Source organism: Kribbella sp. NPDC050459 (assembly GCF_040655315.1).
Taxonomy (GTDB): domain Bacteria; phylum Actinomycetota; class Actinomycetes; order Propionibacteriales; family Kribbellaceae; genus Kribbella.
Genome location: NZ_JBFAJQ010000007.1, coordinates 1 through 26124, shown reverse-complemented (window position 1 = coordinate 26124; position 26124 = coordinate 1). Strand labels below are relative to the sequence as shown.

Sequence of the window (26124 nt, the reverse complement as noted above, 5' to 3'; positions counted from 1 at the left end):
ACCGCACGGGTATTGGTCGTAGTCAGCGCCGGATACGATCGGTCGGTGGAGACGCGGGAGTTGCGATACTTCGTCGCTGTCGCCGAGGAGTTGCACTTCGGGCGGGCGGCACAACGACTCGCGATGGCGCAACCACCGCTGTCGCGGGCGATCCAGCAACTGGAACGGCGGCTCGGCGTCGTTCTGCTGCACCGCACTGCTCGCACCATCGCCTTGACCGAGGCCGGGTCGGTGCTGCTGCGGGAGGCCCGGACCGCACTCGACGCGGTCGAAGCCGCCGAGCGGCGCACCCGCCGCGCCGCGGCCGACCAGCCGGGTGTGGTGCTGGCGGCCAAGGCCGGAGCGTCCACGGAACTGTTGTCGAAGCTCCTGGACGCCTACGCCGCTGAACCGGGCGCCGTCGCCGTCGAGGTGGTGCTGTGCGGGCCCGGCGAGCCGGAGAGTCTGCTGCGCACCGGGCGTGCCGACGTTGCCCTGCTCCATCGGCCGTACGACACGACAGCCGGATTCGACACCGAGGATCTGCACACCGAACAACAGGTGGTGGTCCTGCCCGCGGGTCATCCCCTCGCCGACCGGGCGCATCTGTCATTGGCCGAGATCAACGCCCAGACGGACCTGCCCCTGCCGCGCTGGCCTCAAGGGGATGGCACCTATCCGGACGGCCCGGGCCCGCAGATCCGCGACCAGACCCAACTGTTCCAACTGGTCGCGCTCGGGCTGGCGTGCGTCGTCGCGCCCGAGTCGCTCGGAGACCAACTGGGCGACGACTACGCCGTCGTGCCGGTGCCGGACGCACCGGCCGTCACGACCGTGATCGCCTGGCCACCACACAGCAGATCCGCAGTCGTTGCCGACCTCGTCCACACCGCGACACGCCTCTAGCCGACCGGCGTCACGAGGTCATAGCCGGCAACACCTAGCTCGGGCGCGGTGGGAGCGCCTCGGCGAGAACCTGTGCGAGGTGTGAGGGGGTCCGTGGGGTCGCCTGGGCGATCTGGGTCCGGCAGCTGAAGCCGTCGGCCAGCACAGCGGTTGTCTCGGGCAACGATCGTACGGCGGGAAGCAGCGTGCGTTCGCCTACGGCCTTGGAGACGTCGTAGTGGTCGCGCTCGAAGCCGAAGTTGCCGGCGAGACCGCAGCAGCCCGGCTCCGCGAGACCGGCCTCGATACCGGCCGCCGCCATCAGTTTGCGGTCGGCATCGAAGCCGAGGACAGCGTGCTGGTGACAGTGCGGTTGGACGAACGCCGCTCCGCCGACCTGCGGCGGATGCCAGCCGGATTCGACGAGGAGCTCCGAGAACGTGCGGATGTTCGCGGCCGCCGATGCGGCGAGAGGATTGTCGACAAGCAGAGCAGGCGCGTCGTGGCGGAAGGCCGCCGTACAGCTGGGCTCGAGACCGACGATCGGGGTGCCGGCCTCGAGATGCGGCGCGAGTACGCCGAGGGAGCGGGTGAGGACACGGCGCGCTCGGGTGAGCTGACCGGTCGAGATCCAAGTGAGGCCGCAACACACCGGCTTCGCCGGCACCACAACCTCGAACCCGGCCGCTTCCAGCACAGCCACCGCGGCCCGCCCGATCTCCGGCGCAAGGTAGTTGGTAAACGTATCCGGCCACAACACAACCCGCCCCGCACTCCCGGGCTCCACACTCGCATCCCACGCGCCCGCTAACCCCGCCAGCCCCGTACCTTCCGGTCCCGCACCCTCCAGCCCGGCGCTCCCCGGCCCCGCTCCTGCTGGCCCCGCTCCTGCTGGCCCCGCACCCTCCGGCCCCGCACCCTCCGGCCCCGCTCCTCCTGGCCCCGCACCCTCCGGCCCCGCTCCTGCTGGCCCCGCACCCTCCGGACCCGCACCCTCCGGTCGGGCGCGCTCCTGCTGGGTGGCTTGGTGGGTGAACCAGTGGGTGAAGGTTTCCGGGGCGAACGGTGGGACCTGGCGTTCGGCGGCGATGCCTCCGAGGCGCTTGGTCAGGGGTAGGCGGGCGAAGCGGTTTGCCAGGGCTGGGGCGTGGGACGCGAGGCGTGACCACAGCGGCAGCCAGCCCATCGACCAGTGCGACAGCGGGCGGGCCCACGGGCGGCGCGCGTAGTGGTGGTGGGTGAACTCGGCCTTGTACGTCGCCATGTCGACGTTCACCGGGCAGTCCGACAGACATCCCTTGCACGACAGGCAGAGATCCAGCCCGTCGCGTACCTCGGCCGATCGCCACCCGTCGGTGATCAGGTCGCCCTGCAGCATCTCCCACAGCAGGTGCGCACGCCCACGCGTCGAGTGCAACTCCTCGCGCGTGACCTGGTAGCTCGGGCACATCACGCTGCCGGACGTCTGCCGGCACTTCCCGATCCCCACGCACCGCCGCTGCGCCTGCGCGAAGTCGTGCCCGTCGTCCGGGTAGTCGAAGATTGTCGGCAATCTACGATCCTTGGCCGGCCCGTCGTGCCGGATCGCGAGGTCGAGCGGCGGCGGGTCGACGATCGCGCCCGGGTTCAGCACGGCCGCCGGATCCCAGATCCGCTTCAGCTCGCCGAACAGCGCGACCCCGTCGGCGCCGTACATCTTGCTCAGCAGTTCGCCGCGCGCCCGCCCGTCACCGTGCTCGCCGGACACCGAGCCGCCCAGCCCGACCACCAGGTCCGCGGCCTGCTCGACGAACTCCCGGTACGTCGCGATGCCCCGTGCGCTCAACAGATCGAAGTCGATCCGCATGTGCATGCAGCCCTCGCCGAAATGCCCGTACGACGCGCCGGACAGACCGTGCCGCCCGAGCAACTCGTCGAGGCCGCGCAGGTAGGCGCCCAAACGCTCCGGCGGTACGGCGGCGTCCTCCCAACCGCCCCACGCCTCGGCTCCGTCCGCGCGCCGCGTCGCCAGGCCCGCGGCGTCCGTACGGCACCGCCACAGCACTGCCTGTGCCCGCGGATCGGTCACCAGCGACGCCGTCGCGCCGGAATCCCGCAGTTCGTCGAGCATCGCACGGGCAGCGGCGGCGGCCGCCGTCTCGTCCTCGCCGCCGATCTCGACCAGGAGCCAGGCGTTACCGGCCGGAAGCCCGGCGTGGACTGCCGCGTCCCGCACCTCGGTCGGCAACCTGTCGACAAGCTCGTTGTTGATCGACTCCATCGTGAGCGGCGCGTGCCGCAGGACAACCGGTACGCAGTCCGCCGACGTGATCGAGTCGGCGAACCCGAGCACGCACAGAACCTTTGCCTTGGGCAACTCCACGAGCCGGACGGTGGCGCGGAGGGTCGCGGCGAGACCGCCCTCACTTCCGGCCAGCAGACCGGCCACGTTGTAGCCGTACTCCGGCAGCAGACGGTGCAGCGCGTACCCGGAGATCTGCCGGGTGAACTGCCCGAACCGGCGGCGGATCAGCAACTCGTTCCGGCCGGCGAAGTCCTGCAGAGCCCGATGCAACTCCCCTTCACGCCCCGGCCGACGGGCCAACTCGGCACGCCGATCCTGCCCGGGATCGGCCGCCCCGCCCGATCCGTCACCGGGTGCGTCGAGGGTCAGACGGGTTCCGTCGGCGAGGACGACGTCGAGCGATTGCAGATTGTCGGCAGTCGTACCCCAGGCAACCGAGTGGGCGCCGCACGCGTTGTTCGCGATCATGCCGCCGAGAGTGGCCCGGCTCGCCGACGAAGGGTCCGCGCCGAACGCCAGCCCATACGGCCGCGCGGCCGCCAGCAGATCCGTCAGTACGACGCCCGGCTCGACGACCGCCGTCCGCGCGGCGGCGTCGATGCCGAGGATCCGGCGCACATGCCTGGACGCGTCGATCACGACGCCACCGACCTCGACCCCGCCGACTCCGACCCCGCCGGCCACGTCACGACCGACCCGGTCACCACCGACCCCGACGCCGCCCCTGGCCCCGACGCCGATCGCGTTGCCCGCCATCGACGTACCCCCGCCCCGCAGCACGACCGGCGCGCCGGCGGCTGCGGTCAGCGAGACAGCCGCCGCCAGGTCCTCGGCATCGGCGGGTACGACGACCAGGTCCGGCACCGCGCGGTAGTTCGACCCGTCCGTCGCGTACAGCGCGCGCGTCCGCCGGTCGTCGCCGACCTCGCCCCGGAGCTCCCGGCGCAACGTCGCGACCAGCCGCGCGGCGTCGTACGCCGCAGATCCGGCGCCGGAGCGCTCTGGGGTTAACATTGTCGACAATCTACCTTTCGGTCGTTCGACCAGCCAGGAGGCCAGATGGTCACGGTAGGACTCCTTTACCCCGGACACAGCGCGGAGGACGACTACCCGTCACTCGAGGCGCGACTCGACGGTTCCGTGAAGCTGCCGGTCGTCATCACCTCGGTCGGCGAGGACGCGCACCGGGTCGACGCCCTGCTCGACCTCGGCCGAGCGGAACGGCTGGCCGAGGGCGCCGCCGAGCTCGCACCGTCGCGGCCGGACGCGGTGATGTGGGCCTGCACCTCGGGCAGCTTCGTGTTCGGCCCGGAGGGCGCGAATATCCAGGCAGCCGGCGTGGCGCAGGCGCTCGGCGTCCCGGCGTCCTCGACCTCGATCGCGTTCGTCGACGCGTGCCGGACGCTGGAGCTGAAGCGCGTCGCCGTCGCCGCGTCGTACCCCAAGGACGTCGCGCAGCACTTCGTCCGGTTCCTGACCGCGGGCGGCCTCGACGTGGTGTCGATGGGCAGCAACGGCATCGTCACCGCCGCGGAGGTTGGGACGCTCGCGCCCGAGCAGGTGGTGGCGATGGTGAAGGCGGCCGACCACCCGGACGCCGAGGCGGTGCTGGTGCCGGACACCGCGATGCACACGCTCGAGATCGTCGACGACCTGGAGGCCGCCGTCGGCAAACCGGTGCTGACCGCGAACCAGGTGACGGTCTGGAAGGGGCTCCAGTTGGCCGGGCCTGTACCCTCTCTGCCACATCTGGGGACGTTGTTCGCCACAAGGGGGAATTCGGAGTGACCAGTTACATCGAGCCGCTGGCCCAGGAGTCGACGCCGAGCATCATCGCCGACAAACTGCGCAAGGCCATCGGCCACGGGGAGCTGAAGCCCGGTGCGCAGCTCGGCGAGGCCGACCTGGCCCGCAAGCTCGGCGTCAGCCGCGGGCCGCTGCGCGAAGGTATGCAGCGCCTGACCCAGGAGGGTCTGCTGGTCTCGATCCGCAACCGCGGCCTGTTCGTCATCGACATGACGCCGGACGACATCCGCGACATGTACCTCGCCCGCGAGGCGGTCGAGCGCGCCGCGATCCAGAAGATCCTCTGCGGCGACCACGCGTCCGCGGGGACGGCGCTGTGCGCGGTCGCCGACCGAATGCTGGCCGCCGACGGCGACCCGGCCGCGATCGGCGACCTCGACATCGAGTTCCACGAGCTCCTCGTCCGGCTGGCCGGCAGCCCGCGGCTGTCGCGGATGCACCAGACGTCGATCATCGAGACCCGGATGTGCATCCACGCGCTCGAGGAGACCTACCTCGCCGCCGACGCCCGCGCCATCGAGCACAACAACCTCGGCGAGGCGATCCGCGACGGCGACGCCGAGCGCGCCGAACGGCTCCTGATCGCGCACATGGACGACGCCATCGAGCGCCTCGTCAACCGCTGACCGGACCACCCGTTCAGTCGTTGACCGCGATCCCGATGTATTTGGTCTCGAGGAACTCGTCGATCCCCACCGCGCCGCCCTCGCGACCGAGCCCGGACTGTTTCACGCCGCCGAACGGCGCAGCGGGGTTCGACACGACGCCCTGGTTCAGCCCGACCATCCCGGTCTCGATCGCCTCCGCGACCCGCAACGCCCGCCGCAGGTCGTTGGTGAAGACGTAGGCGACCAGCCCGTACTCGGTGTCGTTCGCCGCCCGCACCACCTCGTCCTCGGCGTCGAACGGCGTCAGCGGCGCCACCGGACCGAAGATCTCCTGGTCCGCCATCGCGGCCTCCCGCGGTACGCCCGTCAGGACCGTCGGCGGGTAGAAGTACCCGCTCCCCGCGGGCACGTCTCCCCCGGTGAGCACGGTCGCGCCGCGCCCGACCGCGTCCGCGACGAGTGACCGGACCTTCTCGCGGCCGGCCTCGTCGATCAGCGGGCCGACGTCGACGCCCGGCTCGGTCCCGCGCCCGACCGTCAGCGCGGCCATCCGCTCCGCGAGCCGTCGGCCGAACTCGTCGATCACGGAGGTGTGCACGAAGATCCGGTTCGCCGCCGTACAGGCCTCGCCCATGTTCCGCATCTTCGCCGCGATCGCGCCGGTCACCGCCTCGTCCAGGTCGGCGTCCTCGAACACGATGAACGGCGCGTTGCCGCCGAGCTCCAGCGACGTCCGCAGTACCTTCTCCGCGCACTGCTCGAGCAGCATCCGGCCGACCCGCGTGGAACCGGTGAAGGACAACTTGCGCGCCAGCCCGGAGCGGATCAGCGGCTCCATCACACCGCCCGCGTCCATCGCGGTGACGCAGTTGACGGCGCCCGCCGGTACGCCGGCCTCGGCCAGGATCCCCATCAACGCCAGCATCGACAGCGGCGTTTGATGGGCGGGCTTGATCACGCTCGTACAGCCGGCCGCGATCGCCGGGCCGAGCTTGCGGGTGCCCATCGCCATCGGGAAGTTCCACGGGGTGATCAGCAGGCACGGGCCGACCGGCTGCCGGGTGATCAGGAAGCGGGCGTTCCCGGCCGGCGCGGTCTGGTACCCGCCGTCGATCCGCACCGCCTCGCCCGCGAAGTGCCGGAAGAACTCGGCCGCGTACGCGATCTCGCCGCGGGCCTCCCGCAGCGGCTTGCCCATCTCCAGCGTCATCAGCAGCGCCAGGTCGTCGGCGCGTTCCATCAGCAGCTCGTACGCCGTCATCAGCATGTCGGCGCGTTCGCGCGGCGAGGTCCGGGCGAAGTCGCGCTGGGCGGCGACGGCTGCCTCGAGCGCGGCCCGGCCGTCCGCCGGCGAGGCGTCGGCGACCGCGCACAGCACCTCACCGGTCGACGGATCGACGACGTCGAACGTCGCGCCGCGGGTCGCCTCGACCCATTTCCCGTCGACGAACAACCGCTTCTCGACCCCGTCGACCACCCTCGCCTCACCCGCCGACCTGTCACCTGGCGTGCTACCCGGCCCGTGCCCCGGCCCGTGGCCTGGCTGGTCGTCCGGCTTGTCGTAGGGCTGGTTGTTCGGCTCGTCGTTGCTCATTCGCACCCCTTCACCGGCCTCGACTGCTGAGATACGCTGATTGTCGACAATCTACCAGTCGACATGTGGAGGGGAAGTCGTGGCCGAGCTCTCGCAGATCCTGAAACAGGCGACCGGCGTGGTCGCTGCCCGCGGCGTGGGCGTCCAGCTGTTCGACGAGGACGACCGGCGGTACCTGGACTTCACCGCCGGAATCGGCGTGACGTCGACCGGGCACTGCCACCCGCGGGTGGTCGCGGCGGCGCAGGAGCAGGTCGGCCGGATCATCCACGCGCAGTACACGACGGTCATGCACCGGCCGCTGCTCACCCTGGTCGACCGGCTCGGCGAGGTACTCCCCCGGCACCTCGACCGGATGTTCTTCGCGAACTCCGGCAGCGAGGCGATCGAGGCCGCGCTGCGACTCAGCCGGCAGGCGACCGGCCGGCCGAACGTGATCGTGTTCCACGGCGGCTTCCACGGCCGGACCGTGGCTGCCGCCTCGATGACCACGTCCGGTACGAAGTTCCGCTCCGGGTTCAGCCCGTTGATGGCCGGCGTCCACGTGTCGCCGTTCCCGGACCCGGGCCACTTCGGCTGGCCGGTCGAGCAGACCACCGACTTTGCGCTCAGCCAGCTCGACTACACCCTGCAGACGCTGAGCACGCCGGCCGACACCGCGGCGTTCTTCGTCGAGCCGGTGCTCGGCGAGGGCGGTTACGTACCGGCGAACGAGCGGTTCTTCGCGGGCCTGCGCGAGCGCGCCGACGCGCACGGGATCCTGCTGGTGGTGGACGAGGTACAGACCGGCTTCGGGCGGACCGGCAAGTTCTGGGGCGGCGACCACTTCGGATCGCACCCGGACATTCTCGTCACCGCGAAGGGCCTGGCCTCCGGCTTCCCGCTGTCCGGGATCGCCGCGTCGTCGGAGCTGATGGAGAAGGCGTGGCCCGGTTCCCAGGGCGGTACGTACGGCGCGAACGCGGTCGCCTGCGCGGCGGCGCTCGCCACGCTCGACGTGATCGAGGACGAGGGGCTCGTACAGAACTCCGCCGACCGCGGCGCGCAGCTGAAGCAGGCGCTGCGGCTGGTCGCGGACAAGCACGAGCAGATCACCGACGTCCGCGGACTCGGGCTGATGATCGGCAACGAGTTCCGTGACGCAGACGGCAAGCCGGACCCGGTGACGGCCGCCGCGGTCCAACAGGAGGCTGCCCGGCGAGGTCTGTTGCTACTCACTTGCGGCGCCTGGGGTCAGGTCGTCCGCTTCATTCCCGCACTGGTCGTCTCCCCCGACGAAGTCGACGAAGCCGCCGGCATCTGGTCCGACGCCGTCACCGCCGTCCTCGACTGACCCCCGACGCAGTCACCGCCGTCCTCCGCTGACCCACCACGTCCAGCAGATCGGCGCCCTCGGCCAATACGCGGCAGGCGCCCCGCGCACGGTCAAGCCGACCGGGCCACCGCCGTCCTCGGCCGACCCCGACCCGATGACCGCCACCCTCGGCCGACCCCGACCCGATCACCGTCAACCCCGGCTGGCCGGCGAGCGAGGGCCGGCCCGCCCTTTCCGGAACACGGTTCGCACCAGGTGGCGATGTGGTTCCGGAAAGCGCGGGCCGGCTTTTCCTGCGTCGACGGGCCTGCGATCAGGCCTTCGCGTGGGCCGGGTCGAGGGCCACGGGCGGCGGGGCGTCCTCGGTCCCCGGGATCTCGGTGCCGTTGAGCGGGCACCGCGACGTCTCGGGTACACGGGCGAGCGCGAGCGCACCCACCAGGCAGGCGGCCATCATGTAGTACGCCGGCACCAGCGAGTCGCCCAGCTTCGCCGTCAGCCAGTCGTTGACCGCGGGCGCCGTCCCGCCGAACAGCGACGTCGACACGTTGTACGCGATCGCGAATCCGGCGTACCGCACGTGCGTCGGGAACATCGCGGGGAACGTCGCGGAAATCGTCGCCAGCTGCGGCACGTACAGCAGGCCGAGCACCGCGAAGCCGATGATCGCGCCGGCCAGGTTCGTCCCCATCAGCAGGAACATCGGCACGCCGAACACGAACAGCCCGGTCAACGACGCCCACCACAGTGGCTTGCGCCCGATCCGGTCGGACGCACGGCCGGCGAACGGCACGAAGACCATCATTGTCAACATTCCGATGATCGGCACGATCAGCGACTGGTCGGCGCTCAGGCCGATCTCCTTCTCGAGGTACGTCGGCATATAGGTGAGCAGCGTGTAGTTCACGACGTTCAGCGCGATGACCATGCCGCCGAGCCGCAGGATCGGGCCCCAGTAGCCGGCCAGCAGGTCCTTGAACTGGGTCGCGGTCTCCTCTTCCTTCTGGCCCTTCGCCTCGAGCTCACGGAAGACCGGGGTGTCCTCGAGCCGGGACCGGAGGTAAACGCCGACCAGACCGAGCGGCGCGGCGACCAGGAACGGCAGCCGCCAGCCCCAGGCGTGCATCGCGTCGTCGCCGAGCACCAGCGAGAAGCCCAGCATCAGCAGCGCGCCGAGCGAGAACCCGGCCAGCGTGCCGAACTCCAGGAAGCTGCCGAGGAACCCGCGCTTGCGGCTCGGCGCGTACTCGGCCATGAAGGTCGCGGCACCGCCGTACTCGCCACCGGTCGAGAAGCCCTGGATCATCCGCAGCAGTACGAGCAGGATCGGCGCCCAGAGCCCGATCGAGTCGTACGACGGGACCAGGCCGGCGAGCAGCGTCGCACCGGACATCATCAGGATTGTGATCGCCAGGACGTGCTTGCGCCCCAGCCGGTCGCCGAGCGGTCCCCAGACCAGGCCGCCGAGCGGGCGGACCAGGAACGAGACGGCGAACGTCATCAGGGCGAGCAGGGTCTGGCTCTCGGTGTCCCCCGGGAAGATGGCCGCCGAGATGTACGTCACGCCGTACGCGTAGATGCCGTAGTCGAACCACTCGGTCGCGTTCCCGATCGCCGAGGCGGCGATTGCCTTCCTGAGCACCCCGGGCGGCTGCTCCTTTTCGGTAGTAGTCACGGGCGGCCGGTCCTGGGCTCGCCCACCACTGGCCGGCTGCGGGCTCACTGGCGTGGTCTCGGCGTCCACGGTCTTCCTCCTGTCGTCATACGGCCTGGTCCGTGTGCCCACCCGCGCGTTCTCCACACGCCCAACAGGCCAAGTCGTAGTTTTGTTGACAATCCGAAGGTTAGCCATGTGCATTCGTGAACCACAAGCAGTCGTACCCGGTTTGCTCTCCGTGTTCACAGCCCCGTCACATGCCCCGGCTCGATCAGCCCGGTCGGTCACCCCAGTCGGTCACACGGCGCGGTCACCCCGGTCGGTCGGCCCAGCTCGGTGAGCGCGGCGTAGCCTGCCCAGCGCGGCTGGGTCGACCCAGCTCGGTGAGCCCCAGCGCGGTCAGCCCGGTCGGTCACACGGCGTGGCCAGTCCGGTCCGGTCAGCCGGCCTGGACAACCTGGTCCGGACAACCCCGTCCGGTCAGCCCAGCCCAGTCAGCCCGCTCGGTCGGCCGAGCTCGGTGAGCGCGGCGTAGCCTGCCCAGCGCGGTCACACGACGCGGCCACACGACGCGGTCAGCCCGGCCGGCCAGCCTGGTCCGGTCGGCCGGCCCGGACAACCCGGTCAGCCCAGCCCAGTCAGCCCGGTTGGTCACCCGGCTCGGTCAGCGCGGCTCGGTCAGCGCGGCTCGGTCAGCGCGGCTCGGTCAGCGCGGCTCGGTCACCCGGCTCGGTCACCCGGCTCGGGCAGTGCGGCTCCGGCAGTGCGGCTCCGGCAGTGCGGCTCCGGCAGTGCGGCTCCGGCAGTGCGGCTCCGGCAGTGCGGCTCCGGCACCGCGGCTCCGGCACCGCGGCTCCGGCAGCGCGGCTCGGTCAGTGCGGCTCGGTCAGTGTGGCTTGGCGAGGGAGGCTAGGCCGGCGGTGATTACTGCGATGCCGAACTCGAATCGCTCGTCGCCGGTCGCGCCGGACGTCATCGGCACTGCGAGCGCCACCGTCAGGGGGAATCGGTCCGCCGGTAGTGACGCGAAGTAGTCGCGCAGCCCGCGGACGAAACCTTCGACGTCCTCGGGCGTCCAGTTGGAGGCGCTCTGCACCGTCTCCTCGAACGCGATCGCGGTGACGTACAGCGGGATCAGGTCGACGGCCCACGCGGCGGCTTGGTCCGGGATGTTGCCGGCCTTCAGCAGCGCCAGGATCCGCTCGGTGCTGCGCAGTGCCCGCTCCCCCAGCGGCACCTGGCCGATCGAGGCGCGCGCGACTCCCGGGTTGGCCCGCAGCACGCGCAGCATCTCGCGCATCATCGACTTGAGCTGCTCCTGCCAGCGCTCCGGATCGACCGCCTCGTCGAAGTCCATCTGCGCGGCGGCCCGCTCGACCAGTAGCTGGTCGAGCTCCCGCTTGTTCGCGACGTGGGCGTAGAGCGACGCCGGGCCGGTGCCGAGCTCCTGCGCGACCTTCCGCATCGAGACCGCGTCGTACCCGTTGCTGACCAGGACGCGCATGGCGGCGTCGACGATCCGCTCGCGGTTGAGCGGCTCCTTCGCGGCGCGGGCGGGCTTCGCGGGGCTGATCGGCTGCCACGGGTGCTGGGTCATACGAACACTGTACTTGACGCGAACACCGTTCGAGAGTAGAACAGTGTTCGTCAACGAACACTGTTCGCCAATCCTGAGGGGGCCAACGATGAGCACCACACTCGACAACTCACCCAACGCCACACCCGGCAGCACGCCCGGCACCAGCACCAGCAGCACATCCGACTCCACGACGGCCGCGCGCGGTACGCCGTACCGGTGGCGGTGGATCGTGCTCGCCACGATCCTGGTCGCCGAGATCATGGACCTGGTCGACGCGACGATCGTCAACATCGCGGCCCCGTCGATCCGCGCCGAGCTCGGCGGGTCGGAGTCGGCCATGCAGTGGATGCTGGCCGGCTACACGCTGGCCTTCGCGATCGGCCTGATCACGTTCGGCCGGCTCGGCGATCTGGTCGGCCGGCGGCGGCTGTTCGTGGTCGGGGCCCTCGGCTTCACGGTCGCGTCCGCGGTCTGCGGGCTGGCGACCAGCCCCGAGCTGCTGATCGGCAGCCGGGTCGCGCAGGGTCTGCTCGGCGCAGTGATGATCCCGCAGGGCTTCGCGATCCTGAAGTCGATCTTCCCGTCCGAGGAGCTCGGCAAGGCGTTCGCGATGTTCGGCCCGGTGATGGGACTGTCGGCGGTCGCGGGCCCGATCCTGGCCGGCGTCCTGATCGACGCCAACTGGTTCGACGCCGGCTGGCGGACCATCTTCTTCATCAACGTCCCGGTCGGCATCGCCGCACTGGTCGGCGCGCTCCGCTTCATGCCCGAGGTCAAGACGCCCGGCGCGTCCCGGCTCGACGCCGCGGGTGTCGTCCTGGTCAGCCTCGCCTCCGGCCTGCTGATCTACCCGCTCGTCCAGGGCCGTGAGCTCGGCTGGCCGTTGTGGACAATCCTGATGTTGATCAGCTCGGTCGCGGTCTTCGCCCTGTTCGGCTGGCGTGAGCGCCGGTCCGGCAACCCGGTCATCGACCCGTCGCTGTTCTGCAACCGCGGGTACGTCGCCGGTCTCGGCGTGATCACCACGTTCTTCCTCGCGATGAACGGCTTCATGCTGGTGTTCAACCTGTTCACCCAGCTCGGCCTGCACTACAGCCCGCTGAAGGCCGGCCTCGCGATGGTGCCGTTCTCGCTCGGCATCGCGATCGGCGCGCCGCTGTCGGCCGCGCTGCTCGCCCCGAAGCTCGGCCGCAAAGCACTGCAGCTCGGCATCGCGGTGATGACGGTCGCGATGGCCGGCGTCTGGTTCACGCTGCACACCCAGGGCGACGCGACCACGATCTGGAACCTGGTCCCCGCGACGCTGGCCACCGGCATCGGCGCCGGCATGGTGTTCGCGCCGCTGTTCGACATCATCCTGGCCTCGATCGACGACCAGGCCGCGGGCTCGGCGTCCGGCGTCCTGACCGCGATGCAGCAGTACGGTGGCGCGATCGGCGTCGCGGTGATCGGCACGATCTTCTTCCAGCTGCTGCCGAGCCACGCGTTCCTGGGCGCGACCAAGACGTCGGTCCTGGTCGCGATCGGCCTCTTCGTCGTCAGCCTCGCGGTGTCGTACCTACTGCCGAAGCGGGCCCGCGAGGAGAGCGTCAGTCACGGCTGACGAAACCTTCCTTCACCAACCAGTCCATGGCGACGTGAAGATCTCCCCGAACCGGCAATCCCCCTTGTCGGTGGCGGCGTACACCGCGCCGGTGTCGAGCGTCCGGATGTTGTCCCGCGGTACGCCGGAGCCCGGCGGGATCCCGTAGTGCTTCAGCATCTGGCTCGAACCCGTCGTTGCGGTTGGCGAACTCGGACTCGACGCAGAACGTCCGCTCTTTCACGGGCAACGACTCGACCTGCGACAGCTTGGTGATGTGCAGCCGCTCGGACTCCTTCCGGGTCATCGCGAAGCCGTAGCTGTTGTTCATCGGGGCCGGCTTCAACCAGATCAGCCCGTACTTCGCGGCGTCCTCCGCCCGCACCGCGTCGTACTGCTTCTGCTTGTCGGGATGACCAGGCTGAGGTGCTGATAGCTCTGGTAGAGCAGCTTGGAGTGACGCTCAGTTATGTAGTCCCACACACAGCGACCAATACCCAACAAGCGTTGGATTCACACAGTCGCTTCCGAAGTCCGGGCACGCCGAAGCCCCCGGTCACCGCGCGGTGACCGGGGGCTTCGGGTGCTTCAGCTTCAGCTCAGTTGAACGAATCGCCGCAGGCGCAGGAGCCGGTGGCGTTCGGGTTGTCGATCGTGAAGCCCTGCTTCTCGATGGTGTCGACGAAGTCGATCGTCGCGCCCTTCAGGTACGGCGCGCTCATCCGGTCGGTGACGACGCTCACGCCACCGAAGTCGGCCACCACGTCGCCGTCGAGCTGACGCTCGTCGAAGAACAGCTGGTACCGCAGTCCGGAGCACCCGCCCGGCTGCACGGCGACCCGCAGCGCGAGGTCGTCGCGGCCTTCCTGGTCGAGCAGCGCCTTCACCTTGGAGGCGGCCCCGTCGGTGAGGAGAACACCCGTGGCCACGGCCTGCTCGGTCTGCGCTTCAGTCATCCCTGACTCCAGTCATCTACTCAAGTGCCGGGCCTACGGCTGCCCCGGCACGGAAGTCTCTTGTCAACACGTGCCAACGTCGGCCGGCGCGCGCTCATTCCCATGGTCGCACACCAATTTCACAGATCAACGATCCCGGGTCACGAGGTGATCAACCAGTCACCGCGCACCGATCACCGGGCCCAGGTCCGGGCGACCCGCTCCGCGACCGTCGCGAGCGACCCCTGCGGATCCGCGAAGGCCTGCTCCTCGCCGACCACGTCGACCAGCGCGTACGCCGACTCGACGCCCATCGTGCGCATCTCGCGGGATCCGATCAGGACCTTCCCGGCCAGCACGACACACGGCCGCATCGCGTCGTTGGCCACCTTCGCGACCCCCGCGATCACCTTGCCGTCGCGGGACTGGAAGTCGAACGCGCCCTCGCCGCTCAGCACCAGGTCGACCTGCGACGCCTTCTGCTTCAGCCCGGTCAGCTCGGCGACCAGGTCGATGCCGGAGACCCGCTCGGCACCGAGCAGGAGCAGCGCGTACCCGAGGCCGCCCGCCGCGCCGGCGCCCTTCTGGTCCGCGGTCTTCCGGCCGGCCAGCTCGGCGAAGTGCGTCAGCCAGCCGTCGACCACCGGCTTGCGCTCGTCGGTGATGCCCTTCTGGGCGCCGAACACGCTGGTCGCGCCGCGCAGCCCGAGCATCGGGTTCTCCACGTCGCTCGCCGCCACGAACTCCACCCCGGCGACGCGCTCCCGGGCCGGCGCGAGATCGACCGAGGCCAGCTCGGCCAGCCCCGCGGCACCCGCGTCCAGCCGACCGCCCTCGGCCGTCGCTCCGAGCGCGGCGAGCAGACCCGCGCCGGCGTCGTTCGTCCCGGAGCCGCCGAGGCCCAGGATGATCCGCCGCGCGCCGGCGTCCACGGCCGCGGTGATGAGCTGGCCCACGCCGTACGTCGTCGCGTCCTCGGGGCGGCGCTGCTTCGGCTCCACCAGGTGCAGCCCGCACGCCTGCGCGGTTTCGACGTACGCCGTCTCCCCCGCCAGCAGCACCGTCGCCGGGGTCTCCTCGCCGAGCGGTCCGCGGACGGTGACCGACAGGAGCTTGCCGTCGACGACGGCGGACAGCACGTCGATGAAGCCCGGGCCGCCGTCGGCCATCGGCGCCACGAGCACCTCGGCCTCCGGATCCCGCCGCCGCCACCCTTCCTCGATGGCCGCCGCAGCCTCCACGGCCGTCAGCGTCCCCGCGAACTTGTCCGGCGCAATCAGAATCCGCATGCGCACATCCTCTCCCACCCGCTGCGGTTGACGGCGTCCGGTGCCACCAGTTGGATCGGCGGATGAAGACGATCCTGTTCGCGGTGCGGGTGAGTGACCTGGAGCGGTCGTTGAGGTTCTACGCCGCGGTCGGGTACGTCGAGCTGAGCAAGATCCCGTTCGACGACGGGTCCAGCCTGGTCTGGCTCCGGCTGCCGGGTGAGTCGTCGGTGTCGCTCGAGCTCGTCCACCGGCCCGCCGACGGGCCGGTCGAGGTGCGCGGCTTCGAGCACTTCGCGATCGAGGTCGGGTCGCTCGCCGAAACCGTCGACCACCTCACCGCCGGCGGCCTGCAGCCCGGCCCGGTCGAACTCCCCGGCGGCGCGGACGGCCCGAAGACGTCCTGGGTGGTCGACCCCGACGGCTACCGCATCGAACTCGTCGAGTGGCCGCCCTCCGGGGCACCGGCCTTCGACTGATGGACTGGCCGACGACCGAGACCGAAGCGATCGCCGTCCAGGACGACCTGCGGTCACAGGTCGATCCGACCGACTCCTCCGGCGTCGTGCGGTACGTCGCCGGCCTCGACGTGGCGTACGACGGTGACCGGCTCGCGGCGGCGGTCGTCGTACTCGACCGGGCGACGCTGGACGAGGTCGATCGCGCCGTGCTCGTCGGGGAGACGACCTTCCCGTACATCCCCGGTCTGTTCGCGTTCCGCGAGGTGCCAGGCCTGCTCGCAGCACTCGATCAATTGAGAACCGCGCCGGACCTCTTGGTGTGCGACGGCCAGGGGCTGGCGCATCCGCGGCGCTTCGGCCTGGCGTGTCACCTCGGCGTACTGACCGGGATCCCGTCCATCGGCGTCGCGAAGAACGCGTTCGTCGGGACGCACGCGGAGCTCGGCCGGGAGCGAGGTGCCACGGCCGCGCTGGTTGACAACGGCGAGGTGGTCGGGGCCGCGTTGAGGACACAGGACGGGGTGAAGCCGGTCTACGTTTCCATCGGGCACCGAGTCAGCCTGGCGACCGCCGTCGCGCACGTACTGCACCTGGCACCCCGGTACCGCCTGCCCGAGACCACGCGCCTGGCCGACCGAGCCTGCCGCGACGGACTTTGACATCCCGCCCGGTGGTACCGCCGAGGCGGCCTGAGCTGTCAGCGGCTGAACAGGCGGCGTAGGAGTAACGCCACGGCGGCTCCGATCAGGTACGGCATCGCGCGCCGGGCCAGTGCCGGCAACAGGGTGCTGCCGAGGTCCAGGGCGACCGCGTCGGACTCTGGTGTGGTCGATGGTTCCTGCACTGGTGTCTCGGTCGCGGGTTCGGGCTGGGCTTCCGCGGTGGTGTCCAGCTTGGTCTTCAGGCAGGCGGTGAACTGGTCGAGGAGTTTGTCCGAGACCTCCTGGATCAGGCCGCGGCCGAACTGCGCGGGACGGCCGGTGATGGTCAGTTCGGTGTCGACCGACACCTCGGTGGACCCGTCCGCCGTACCGGTCAGCTTCGTGGTGACGTGCGCGCTCGCCGTACCGTTGCCGCGCCGGTCCTTGCCCTTGGCCTCGATCACGGCATGGTGATCGCTCTCGTCGCGCTCGACGAACGTGCCGGTGCCCGTGTACTGCAGGGACACCGGCCCGAGCTTCACCTTGCACGACCCGGTGAAGTCGTCACCCTCGTACGACTCCAGGGTGGCGCCGGGGAAACACGGCACCACCCGTTCGAGGTCGTTGAACGCCGACCAGGTCTGCTCCACCGGCGCCGGTACGACGAACTTGTGCTCGAGCTTCACGCCGTACCTGCCGCTGCCAGGACCGCGCGCCTCGTGAGCACCGTGGCGAGGTGCCGGCGGTAGTCGGCGTCACCGTTGAGGTCGGTCACCGGCGACGTCCCGTCCGCCGCCCGCGCCGCGGCCTCCCGTACGGCGTCGGCGGTGGCGGGCTGCCCGACCAGGGCCGCCTCGACCGCGGTCGCCCGGACCGGGGCCGGCCCCATGTTGCCGAGTCCGACCCTTGCCTCCGCGATCGCCCCGCCGTCGACTCGCACGGCCGCGCCGACCGACACGATCGACCAGCCCTGCGCGACCCGGCTGAACTTCTCGTAATGCGCACCCCATCCGGTGTACTTCGGCACCCGGACCTCGACGAGCAGCTCGTCGTCACCGAGCGCCGTACTGAAGATGCCCTCGAAGAAGTCCGCGGCCGGCACGGTACGCCGTCCGCCGGCGCCCGCGATCACGAACGACGCGTCCAGCGCCACCGCGACGACCGGCAGGTCCGCCGCCGGGTCCGCGTGCGCCAGCGACCCGCCGAACGTGCCGCGGTGCCGGATCTGCGGATCGCCGACCGTTGCCGTCGCCAACGAGATCAGCTGGGCGTGTTCGGCGACCAGCGGATCCGTCTGCACCGTGCTGTGGGGGGTCATCGCGCCGATCACCAGCGCGTCGCCGTCGTCGCGCACGCCGCGCAGATCGTCGATCTTCCCAATGTCGACAATCGTCTCGGGCGCCGCCAGCCGCAGCCGCAACGCGGGCATCAGGCTCTGCCCGCCCGCGAGCACCTTCGCGTCGGCGTGCTCCCGCAGGAGCCCCAGCGCCTCGTCGATCGTCGTGGGCGCGAAGTACTCGAACGCCGCCGGGATCATGAGTTCCTTCCTTCCTGGATCGCCTTCCAGACGCGGTACGGCGTGCAAGGCATCGGCACGTCCGTGACGCCCATCGGCCGCAGCGCGTCGACAATCGCATTGACGACAGCCGGCGTCGACGCGATCGTCCCCGCCTCACCGACCCCCTTCACACCCAGCTGGTTCGTCGTCGCCGGAGTCTCGGTCCGCGCCGTGTCGAACCCGGGCAGGTCAGGCGCCCCCGGCAGCAGGTACTGGTCGAACGATCCGGTGACCAGCGTCCCGGACTCGTCGTGCACGGCCTCCTCGTAGAGCGCCTGCGCGATGCCCTGCGCGAGCCCGCCGTGCACCTGGCCCTCGACGATCAACGGGTTCACCACCACGCCGACGTCGTCGACGGCGACGTACGACCGGATCTTCGTCCCGCCGGTCTCGGTGTCGACCTCGACCGCGCACAGGTGCGTGCCGTGCGGGAACGAGAAGTCGTCCGGGTCGAGCGTCGCGTCCGCGTCCAGACAGCCCTCGGCGGACCCGTCGAGCTTGTGTCCCTGGAACACCGCGAACGCCAGCTCGGCCATCGTCATCCCGGCTTCCGTACCGCGGACGCCGTACCGCCCGGCGGTGAACTCCAGGTCGTCCGTGTTCGCCTCCAGCAACTGCGCCGCGATCGGTTTCGCCTTCTCGATCACCTTGTCCGCGGCGGCCAGCACCGCCATCCCGCCGACCGCGAGCGAGCGCGACCCATAGGTGTCGAGCCCGCGGACGGCGACCTGCGTGTCGCCGTGCAGCACTTCGACGTCCTCGAACGCCACACCCAGCCGGTCCGCGACGATCTGGCTCCACGCCGTCTCGTGCCCCTGACCGTGCGGGCTCGTCCCGGTCACCACCTCGACCTTCCCGGTCGGCAGCATCCGCACCGACGCGTGCTCCCAGCCGCCGCCGACGTACCCCATCGAGCCGAGCCAGCGCGACGGCGCCAGCCCGCACATCTCGGTGAACGTCGACACGCCGATGCCGAGCTGCACCGGGTCGCCGGACTCCCGGCGCTGCTGCTGCTCGGCCCGCAGGTCGTCGTACCTGAACAGCTCGCGGGCCTTCGCGGTCGCGGCCTCGTAGTTGCCGGAGTCGTAGCGCAGCCCGGACACCGTCGAGAACGGGAACTCCTCGTGCTTGATCCAGTTCTTCTCGCGGATCTCCAGCGGGTCGGCGCCGACCCGGGCGGCCAGCTCGTCTATCAGCCGCTCGATCGCGTACGTCGCCTCGGGACGGCCGGCGCCGCGGTACGCGTCGGTCCACGTCTTGTTCGTGAACACGTTGGTGATGCCGAGGTGGTACGCCGGGAACTTGTAGATCCCGTTGTACATGAACGCGCCGAGCAGCGGGATCGCCGACGTGACCAGACCGAGGTACGCGCCCATGTCCGCGATCAGCTCGACCTTCAGCCCGGTGACCGTGCCGTCGGCGTTCGCGGCGAGCGTGACCTGCTGCCACTGGTCGCGTCCGTGGTGCGCGGCCATCAACGACTCCGACCTGGTCTCGTTGTATTTGCAGGGCTTCCCGGTCCGCCGCGCCGCGATGACCGTGAGCACCTCCTCCGGCGTGAACTGCAGCTTGCCGCCGAAGCCGCCGCCTACGTCCGGCGCGATCACCCGGACCTTGCTCTCCGGGATGCCGAGCACCAGCGCGATGAAGATCTTCACGAAGTGCGGCACCTGCGTCGACGACCACACGGTCATCTGTTCGGTGGTCGGATCGACGACGATCGACCGCGGCTCCATGAACGCCGGGATCAGCCGTTGCTGGCGGAACTCCTCCTCGATCACGATGCCGCCGTCGCGGGCGGCCGCGATCGCCGCCTCGACGTCGCCGCCGGTGCCGGACTCGGCCGAGTCGTACGACCAGACCGCGGACACGTTCGTGCCGAGATCCGGGTGCGCGAGCACCTCGTCGCGGGACGCGGCCTTCAGCTCGAGCGCGGGCGGCAGTTCCTCGTAGTCGACGTCGACGAGGTCGGCCGCGTCGCTCGCCTCGGCCGCGGTGCGGGCGATCACCATCGCGACGATCTCGCCGGCGAACGCGACGTGGTCGACCGCCATCGACGGGTGCACCGGCGCCTTCTGGTCGGGGATGACCGCCCAGGCGTTCGGCAGCGCGCCCTGTTCGTCGGCGATGTCGGCGCCGGTGATCACCGCGACGACACCGGTCGCCGCTTTCGCCGCCGCGGTGTCGATCGACGTGATCCGGGCGTGCGCGAACGGACTGCGCACCATCGCGAGGTGCTGCAGCCCGGGCAGCACGATGTTGTCGGTCCATCGGGTCCGGCCGGTGACCAGCCGGGCGTCCTCCTTGCGCAGCCGCGCGGTGCCGACCTCGGCGGCCGGGCGTTCCTCGGTGGCGGTCATTGCGCACCTCCGGCGGCGGCGCGGACGGCCTTCACGATGTTCTGGTAGCCGGTGCACCGGCACAGATTGCCTTCGAGTCCGAGCCGGATGTCCTCGTCACTGGGATCCGGATTGTCGGCAATCAGATCGATGGATTGCATGATCATCCCGGGCGTGCAGAAACCGCACTGCAACGCGTGGTTCTCGTGGAAGGCCTGCTGCATCGGGTGCAGCTGACCGTTCGTCGCGAGACCCTCGATGGTGGTGATCTCGTGACCGTCGGCCTGGACCGCCAGCAGCGAGCAGGACTTCACGCTCCGCCCGTCCAGGTGCACCGTGCAGGCGCCGCAGTTGCCGGTGTCGCAGCCGACCACGGTGCCCGTCTTTCCCAGTTGCTCGCGCAGATAAAGCACGAGCAGCGTGCGCGGCTCCACGTCGTCCGTGAAGCTGCTTCCGTCGACCTTCACCGTGATCCGGGTCATCGCCCCGCCTCCAGATGTCCGCAACCGCCGTCTCTTCGAGAGTGCTCCTGTTGTGATGTGCACCACAAGCTTCAGTGGTGGATGGGTCCCGCCGCGGCCGAAAGTCGTTGCCCAGCGCCACCCCACCGCTGCGCGATGATCTCGGCCGCGATGCTCACCGCGGTCTCCTCCGGTGTCCGCGCACCGAGGTCGAGACCGATCGGGCTCGCCAGCCGGGCCAGTTCCGCCTCGCTCAGTCCGGCCTCCCGCAGCCGCTTCAGCCGGTCGTCGTGCGTCCGTCGTGATCCCATCGCCCCGATGTAGGCGACCTGCGGCAGCCGCAACGCCACCTCCAGCAGCGGTACGTCGAACTTCGGGTCGTGGGTCAGCACGCAGACCACCGTCCGGTCGTCGATCCGGCCGGCCTCCGCCTCACCCGTCAGGTACCGGTGCGGCCAGTCGACGATCACTTCGTCGGCGAACGGGAACCGCGACGCCGTCGCGAACACGGCGCGCGCGTCGCACACGGTCACCCGGTACCCGAGGAACGAGCCGAGACGTGCGACCGCGGCCGCGAAGTCGATCGCGCCGAACACGAGCATCCGCGGCACCGGCGCGAACGACGACACGAAGACCCGCATCCCCTCCCCGCGCCGCTGCCCGTCCGGGCCGTACTCGAGCGTCTCCGATCGTCCGTTGGCCAACAATCCGCGGGCATCGTCGACGACCGCGTCGTCGGCACGGTCCGATCCCAGGCCTCCGCTCGCCAGCACCGCACTCGCCTGCTCGGCGCCGGGGGCAGAGGCCGGGCGGACGACGAGGCGCCGTCCGATCCGCGCCGGATCCGGATGCGCCACCACGGTCGCGACCGCGACCGGGCGCCCCGCGGCGATGTCGGCGGCGACCTCCCCGAGCTCGGGGAACGACTCCCGGTCGACCTTCTCGACGAACACGTCGATGATCCCGCCGCAGGTCAGGCCGACCGCGAACGCCGACTCGTCGCTGACGCCGTACCGCTGCAGCACCGGCTCGCCCGAGGACAGGATCTCCTCGCCCAACTGGTACACCGCGCCCTCGACGCAGCCGCCCGACACACTGCCGACCGCCTCCAGCCCGGGACCGACCAGCATCACCGCACCCGGCGGCCGCGGCGCCGAGTCGAACGTCGCGACAACGGTGCCGACGGCAACCGATTCACCGGCCTGCCACCAGGTCAGCAACCGGTCGAGCACATCACGCATCGGCGACCACCTCCAGAAGTTCGGCGAAGCTGGCCAGGCTGTGCCCGGCGACGAGGTCGTCCAGGTGCGGCAGGACGGCGACGATGCCCGACTGCACAGGCTCGTAGCCGCGCTTGCCGCGATGCGGGTTCAGCCACACCACGCGGTGCGCGAGGGCGGCCAGTCGCTGCAGCTGTGCCCCGAGCAGCGCCGCGTCGCCGCGTTCCCACCCGTCGCTGCACACCACGACAACCGCCCGCCGCGCCGTACCGCGCTGGCCCCAGCGGTCCAGGAACACCTTCAGCACCTCGCCCAGCCGCGTCCCGCCCGACCAGTCCGGTACGACGTCACCGGCTACCCGCAACGCGAACTCGGGATCGCGGTGCCGCAGGGCCGGCGTCACGCGCGTGAGTCGCGTGCCGATGGTGAAGACCTCGACCGACCGCGGCGCCTGCTGGACCATCACGTGCGCGAGACGCAACAGGCTGTCGGCGTACGGACGCATGGAACCGGAGACGTCGATCAGTACGACGACGCGCCGCGGCCGGACCCCGCGACGCCGGTAGCGGACGCGGGCCGGTTCGCCGACCTGGCGGAGCTGGGCGCGCAGCGTACGGCGCGGGTCGATCTCGCCGCGATGCGACGGGCGGCGGCGGTTGGCGCGACGGGTCGGGACGTGCGGGCGGAGCGAGCCGAACAGACGGGCGAGTTCGGCGCGGTCGGCGGCGGACAGTTCGGCGACGTCGCGGTGCCGGAGGACTTCCGTCGGACTCGCGGAGACGTTCAGCGTGTGGTTGCCGTCGGCCTCCTCGGGGGCGTCGCCGAGGTTGGCCTGGACGGACGACTGCGGGGTGCGGCTGGGGACGACGCCGCGCGACCGGCTCCCGGTGAACCAGGCCGCGAACACCTCGTCGTACCGAGCCGTGTCGTCGGGGCCGCTGCAGAGCGCGGCGCGGCCGGCCCAGTAGACGTCCGCGGTCGAGGTGACGTCCAGAGCGGCGACCGCCTGCAGGAAGAGGTGCACGCGGTCGGCGGTGACCGCGAGCCCGGCGTGGCGCAGGGCGGTGGCGAAACCGGCGAGCGCGAGATCGGGCCCCGACATGGCGATCAGCTCGCCAGCAACCGGTCGAGGGATTCGCGGACCCGGTCGGTGTCCTCCCGGTACTTCAGCACGGCGCCGAGCGTCGCGGCCGCGGTCTCGACGTCGAGGACATCGGTACCGAGCGCATCGAGGGCACGCGCCCAGTCGAGCGTCTCCGCGACACCGGGCGGCTTGAGCAGGTCGAGGTCACGCATCCGCTGCACCGACCGCGTGACCTGCTCGGCGAGCCGCGCCGACACCTCGGGCAGGCGGGTGCGGACGATCTCGATCTCGCGGGCCAGGCCGGGATGGTCGATCCAGTGGTACAGGCAGCGGCGCTTGAGCGCGTCGTGCACCTCGCGGGTGCGGTTCGACGTGAGCACCACGATCGGCGGCACCTCGGCCTTGATCGTGCCGAGCTCGGGGATCGTCACCTCGTACGTCGACAGCACCTCGAGCAGGAACGCCTCGAACTCGTCGTCGGCACGGTCGATCTCGTCCACGAGCAGCACGGCGGGACTCTCGCGGAGCGCCCGCAGGACCGGGCGGGAGAGCAGGAACCGCTCGTCGAACAGGCTCTTCTCCACCTCCTCGGCGGCCGCGTCGGTGCTGGTCGCCTCGACGGTGCGCAGGTGCAGGATCTGGCGCGGGAAGTCCCAGTCGTAGAGCGCCTGCGAGGCGTCGATGCCCTCGTAGCACTGCAGCCGGATCAGGTCGAGATCGAGCGCTTCGGCGATCGCGGACGCGAGCGAGGTCTTGCCGGTGCCGGGCTCACCCTCCAGCAGCAGCGGGCGATGCAGCGCGAGCGCGAGATACCCGACCGTGGCCAAGCCCTCGTCGGCTAGGTACCCGGTCGTCCGCAGACACTCGGCCAGCTCCGCCGCCGAGCCGACGGCACTCACTCCTTCAGCATTCACCTACTTCCGGCCGTTGCCAACCCTCATCCGTGTCCCGGCGGCAGATCCTCCGGCGTGTCGACGTCGGCACCGTCACTCACGTCCCCGCACTCCACCAGCACCGTCTCGTGCTCGCGCAAGTACCCCCGCGCTCCTTCGTCCCCGCGCGCCGACGTGATCACCCCGGCCCAGTGCTCCCGCCCGATCACCACCGGATGCCCCGGCGCCCCGCCGTACGTCGCCCGCACCAGCGCCTCCGGCCCCGCTCTCTCCACGACCCGCCGCACCGCCGCCGAGGTCAGCCCCGGGACGTCCACGGGCACGACAACCACCGCCTCGACGCCGGGGGCGAAGGTCTTCAGGCCGGCTCGGAGGGAGGCGCCCATGCCCTCCGCCCAGTCCGTTGCTTCGACGACGTGCACCGGCTCGGCCGACAGTTCGGCGCGGACCTCGTCGGCGGCGGCTCCGATCACCACCACGACCGGTGCGCAGCCCGAGGCGGCGAGTAGGCGGGACGCCCGGACGACCCACGGGGCGCCGTCGGCGTCGCGGACGAGAGCCTTCGGCGTACCCATCCTGCGGCCCGCACCGGCGGCCAGCACGAGACCCGCGTTCTTCACACCGGCAGCGTACTGATTTCACACTCTGAGCAATGACACGTGCCACGCGGAGTGCGGCGGTGGGCGTGCGACGATATCCGACGTGACGACGATCGCAGACGGCTCGAAGTCCCTTCCGTTGCTGTTCCTCGGGCAGAACACCGACCCGCACTCCGAGCGCGGCGTCGAGTGCCCGGGCGCGCTCCCGCCGGCGTCCGACCCGGACCTGGTCGAGCGGGCACTGAAGGCGAAGGCGGCGCTCGGCGACCAGGTGTTCGTGCTCGGGCACCACTACCAGCGCGACGAGGTGATCCAGTTCGCGGACGTCACTGGTGACTCGTTCAAGCTCGCCCGCGACGCGGCCGCCCGGCCGGACGCGCCGTACATCGTGTTCTGCGGCGTGCACTTCATGGCGGAGTCGGCCGACATCCTCACCAACGACCAGCAGACCGTGATCCTCCCCGACCTCGCAGCCGGGTGCTCGATGGCCGACATGGCCCGCATCCAGCAGGTCGAGGCGGCCTGGGACGCGCTCGCCGACGCGGGTGTCGCCGACGTGACGGTGCCGGTCACGTACATGAACTCCAGCGCCGACATCAAGGCGTTCTGCGGCCGCAACGGCGGCGTCGTGTGTACGTCGAGCAACGCGGAGACCGCGCTGAACTGGGCGTTCGAGCAGGGCGAGAAGGTGCTCTTCCTCCCCGACCAGCACCTCGGCCGCAACACCGCCGTCCTGGAGCTCGGGCTGTCGCTCGACGACTGCGTCGTATACGACCCGCACAAGCCGAACGGCGGCCTGACGAACGAGCAGCTCGCGGCCGCGAAGATGATCCTGTGGCGCGGGCACTGCTCGGTGCACGGCCGGTTCACCGCCGAGTCGGTCGACGACGTCCGCACCCGGGTCCCCGGCGTGAACGTGATCGTGCACCCCGAGTGCCGCCACGAGGTGGTCACGAAGGCGGACCAGGTCGGCTCCACGGAGTACATCATCAAGGCGCTCGAAACCGCCGAGCCCGGCACGTCGTGGGCCGTCGGCACCGAGCTCAACCTGGTCCAGCGCCTCGCGAAACAGCACGCCGACAAGAACATCGTCTTCCTCGACAAGACGGTCTGCTACTGCGCGACGATGAACCGCATCGACCTCCCGCACTTCGTCTGGGCCCTGGAGAACCTGGTCGCCGGCCACGTCGTCAACCCGATCAAGGTCGACCCCGACACCGAGAAGTACGCCAAGCTCGCCCTCGACCGCATGCTCGCCCTCCCCGGCAAAACCGCCCGCGACTAGGTCGTGTCTGTTAATTGGTGATGCGGTGGTGGGTGACTATGGCGGCGAGGAGTACGCCACCGAGGTAGGTGAGGGCGTACTTGTCGTAGCG

Annotated in this window: 23 protein-coding genes; 8 read left to right on the top strand and 15 right to left on the bottom strand. The window is 70.7% G+C overall.

Translation table 11 applies throughout. The features are described from left to right. Nucleotides 1–45 precede the first annotated feature (45 nt). Nucleotides 46–885, top strand: a complete 840-nt coding sequence (locus AB0I12_RS22985) for a LysR family transcriptional regulator (protein ID WP_359933165.1) — start codon at nucleotides 46–48, stop codon at nucleotides 883–885. A gap of 34 nt (nucleotides 886–919) precedes the next feature. On the opposite strand, the gene AB0I12_RS22980 is transcribed toward AB0I12_RS22985, so the two are convergent. Then, nucleotides 920–4162, bottom strand: a complete 3243-nt coding sequence (locus AB0I12_RS22980; protein ID WP_359933163.1) for an FAD-binding and (Fe-S)-binding domain-containing protein — start codon at nucleotides 4160–4162, stop codon at nucleotides 920–922. Nucleotides 4163–4207: 45 nt separating this feature from the next. Here AB0I12_RS22980 and AB0I12_RS22975 point away from each other — a divergent pair, with 45 nt between their 5' ends. Beyond that, entirely contained in the window at nucleotides 4208–4936 is a 729-nt protein-coding gene (locus tag AB0I12_RS22975) for a maleate cis-trans isomerase (RefSeq protein ID WP_359933161.1), read from the top strand. Next, entirely contained in the window at nucleotides 4933–5580 is a 648-nt protein-coding gene (locus AB0I12_RS22970) for a GntR family transcriptional regulator (protein ID WP_359933159.1), read from the top strand. Before AB0I12_RS22975 ends, AB0I12_RS22970 begins: the two co-directional genes overlap by 4 nt. 13 nt (nucleotides 5581–5593) lie before the next feature. On the opposite strand, the gene AB0I12_RS22965 is transcribed toward AB0I12_RS22970, so the two are convergent. Beyond that, entirely contained in the window at nucleotides 5594–7156 is a 1563-nt protein-coding gene (locus tag AB0I12_RS22965) for an NAD-dependent succinate-semialdehyde dehydrogenase (protein ID WP_359933157.1), read from the bottom strand. A 79-nt stretch (nucleotides 7157–7235) separates the two neighbouring features. Between AB0I12_RS22965 and AB0I12_RS22960 the strand changes: the two genes are divergently transcribed. Next, nucleotides 7236–8489: an aspartate aminotransferase family protein gene (locus AB0I12_RS22960; RefSeq protein ID WP_359933155.1), complete on the top strand. Its 1254-nt coding sequence runs from the start codon at nucleotides 7236–7238 to the stop codon at nucleotides 8487–8489. Nucleotides 8490–8784: 295 nt separating this feature from the next. Here AB0I12_RS22960 and AB0I12_RS22955 read toward each other — a convergent pair whose 3' ends face one another. Both AB0I12_RS22955 and AB0I12_RS22950 read right to left on the bottom strand, forming a co-directional pair. Next, nucleotides 8785–10146: an MFS transporter gene (locus AB0I12_RS22955; protein WP_359933154.1), complete on the bottom strand. Its 1362-nt coding sequence runs from the start codon at nucleotides 10144–10146 to the stop codon at nucleotides 8785–8787. Between the two features lie 868 nt (nucleotides 10147–11014). After that, nucleotides 11015–11725, bottom strand: a complete 711-nt coding sequence (locus AB0I12_RS22950; RefSeq protein ID WP_359933152.1) for a TetR/AcrR family transcriptional regulator — start codon at nucleotides 11723–11725, stop codon at nucleotides 11015–11017. Between the two features lie 88 nt (nucleotides 11726–11813). Here AB0I12_RS22950 and AB0I12_RS22945 point away from each other — a divergent pair, with 88 nt between their 5' ends. Continuing rightward, nucleotides 11814–13310, top strand: coding sequence for a DHA2 family efflux MFS transporter permease subunit (locus tag AB0I12_RS22945; protein WP_359933150.1), 1497 nt, complete (start codon nucleotides 11814–11816; stop codon nucleotides 13308–13310). Here AB0I12_RS22945 and AB0I12_RS22940 read toward each other — a convergent pair. From AB0I12_RS22940 to AB0I12_RS22930, 3 genes are all read right to left on the bottom strand, one after another. Continuing rightward, entirely contained in the window at nucleotides 13297–13674 is a 378-nt protein-coding gene (locus tag AB0I12_RS22940) for a glycine betaine ABC transporter substrate-binding protein (RefSeq protein WP_359933148.1), read from the bottom strand. The genes AB0I12_RS22945 and AB0I12_RS22940 overlap by 14 nt on opposite strands. A 214-nt stretch (nucleotides 13675–13888) precedes the next feature. Beyond that, nucleotides 13889–14245, bottom strand: coding sequence for an iron-sulfur cluster assembly accessory protein (locus AB0I12_RS22935; RefSeq protein WP_355688408.1), 357 nt, complete (start codon nucleotides 14243–14245; stop codon nucleotides 13889–13891). A 173-nt stretch (nucleotides 14246–14418) separates the two neighbouring features. Beyond that, entirely contained in the window at nucleotides 14419–15513 is a 1095-nt protein-coding gene (locus tag AB0I12_RS22930; RefSeq protein ID WP_331916997.1) for a glycerate kinase, read from the bottom strand. Nucleotides 15514–15575: 62 nt separating this feature from the next. Here AB0I12_RS22930 and AB0I12_RS22925 point away from each other — a divergent pair, with 62 nt between their 5' ends. Together AB0I12_RS22925 and nfi are read left to right on the top strand one after the other, a co-directional pair. Continuing rightward, entirely contained in the window at nucleotides 15576–15971 is a 396-nt protein-coding gene (locus AB0I12_RS22925) for a VOC family protein (RefSeq protein WP_359933145.1), read from the top strand. Then, nucleotides 15971–16612, top strand: a complete 642-nt coding sequence (nfi, locus tag AB0I12_RS22920) for a deoxyribonuclease V (RefSeq protein WP_359933143.1) — start codon at nucleotides 15971–15973, stop codon at nucleotides 16610–16612. The genes AB0I12_RS22925 and nfi overlap by 1 nt, the downstream gene beginning before the upstream one ends. A 38-nt stretch (nucleotides 16613–16650) precedes the next feature. Here nfi and AB0I12_RS22915 read toward each other — a convergent pair whose 3' ends face one another. The 8 genes from AB0I12_RS22915 to AB0I12_RS22880 form a co-directional block, all read right to left on the bottom strand. Continuing rightward, nucleotides 16651–17280 carry an SRPBCC family protein gene (locus AB0I12_RS22915; protein WP_359933141.1) on the bottom strand — a complete coding sequence of 210 codons (630 nt, stop codon included), beginning with the start codon at nucleotides 17278–17280 and terminating at the stop codon, nucleotides 16651–16653. After that, on the bottom strand, nucleotides 17277–18131 hold the full coding sequence (locus AB0I12_RS22910; protein ID WP_359933139.1) for a xanthine dehydrogenase family protein subunit M: 855 nt from the start codon (nucleotides 18129–18131) through the stop codon (nucleotides 17277–17279). Before AB0I12_RS22910 ends, AB0I12_RS22915 begins: the two co-directional genes overlap by 4 nt. Continuing rightward, nucleotides 18128–20512, bottom strand: coding sequence for a xanthine dehydrogenase family protein molybdopterin-binding subunit (locus AB0I12_RS22905; protein ID WP_359933137.1), 2385 nt, complete (start codon nucleotides 20510–20512; stop codon nucleotides 18128–18130). Before AB0I12_RS22905 ends, AB0I12_RS22910 begins: the two co-directional genes overlap by 4 nt. Then, on the bottom strand, nucleotides 20509–20973 hold the full coding sequence (locus AB0I12_RS22900; protein WP_359933135.1) for a (2Fe-2S)-binding protein: 465 nt from the start codon (nucleotides 20971–20973) through the stop codon (nucleotides 20509–20511). Before AB0I12_RS22900 ends, AB0I12_RS22905 begins: the two co-directional genes overlap by 4 nt. Nucleotides 20974–21044: 71 nt before the next feature. After that, nucleotides 21045–22193 carry an XdhC/CoxI family protein gene (locus AB0I12_RS22895; protein ID WP_359933133.1) on the bottom strand — a complete coding sequence of 383 codons (1149 nt, stop codon included), beginning with the start codon at nucleotides 22191–22193 and terminating at the stop codon, nucleotides 21045–21047. Next, nucleotides 22186–23274 carry a VWA domain-containing protein gene (locus AB0I12_RS22890; RefSeq protein ID WP_359933131.1) on the bottom strand — a complete coding sequence of 363 codons (1089 nt, stop codon included), beginning with the start codon at nucleotides 23272–23274 and terminating at the stop codon, nucleotides 22186–22188. Before AB0I12_RS22890 ends, AB0I12_RS22895 begins: the two co-directional genes overlap by 8 nt. A 5-nt stretch (nucleotides 23275–23279) precedes the next feature. Then, nucleotides 23280–24155, bottom strand: coding sequence for a MoxR family ATPase (locus AB0I12_RS22885; RefSeq protein ID WP_359933129.1), 876 nt, complete (start codon nucleotides 24153–24155; stop codon nucleotides 23280–23282). A gap of 38 nt (nucleotides 24156–24193) precedes the next feature. After that, nucleotides 24194–24769: a nucleotidyltransferase family protein gene (locus AB0I12_RS22880; RefSeq protein WP_359933127.1), complete on the bottom strand. Its 576-nt coding sequence runs from the start codon at nucleotides 24767–24769 to the stop codon at nucleotides 24194–24196. A gap of 82 nt (nucleotides 24770–24851) precedes the next feature. On the opposite strand from AB0I12_RS22880, the gene nadA reads away from it, so the two are divergent. Next, entirely contained in the window at nucleotides 24852–26033 is a 1182-nt protein-coding gene (nadA, locus tag AB0I12_RS22875) for a quinolinate synthase NadA (protein ID WP_359933125.1), read from the top strand. Nucleotides 26034–26124 lie beyond the last annotated feature (91 nt).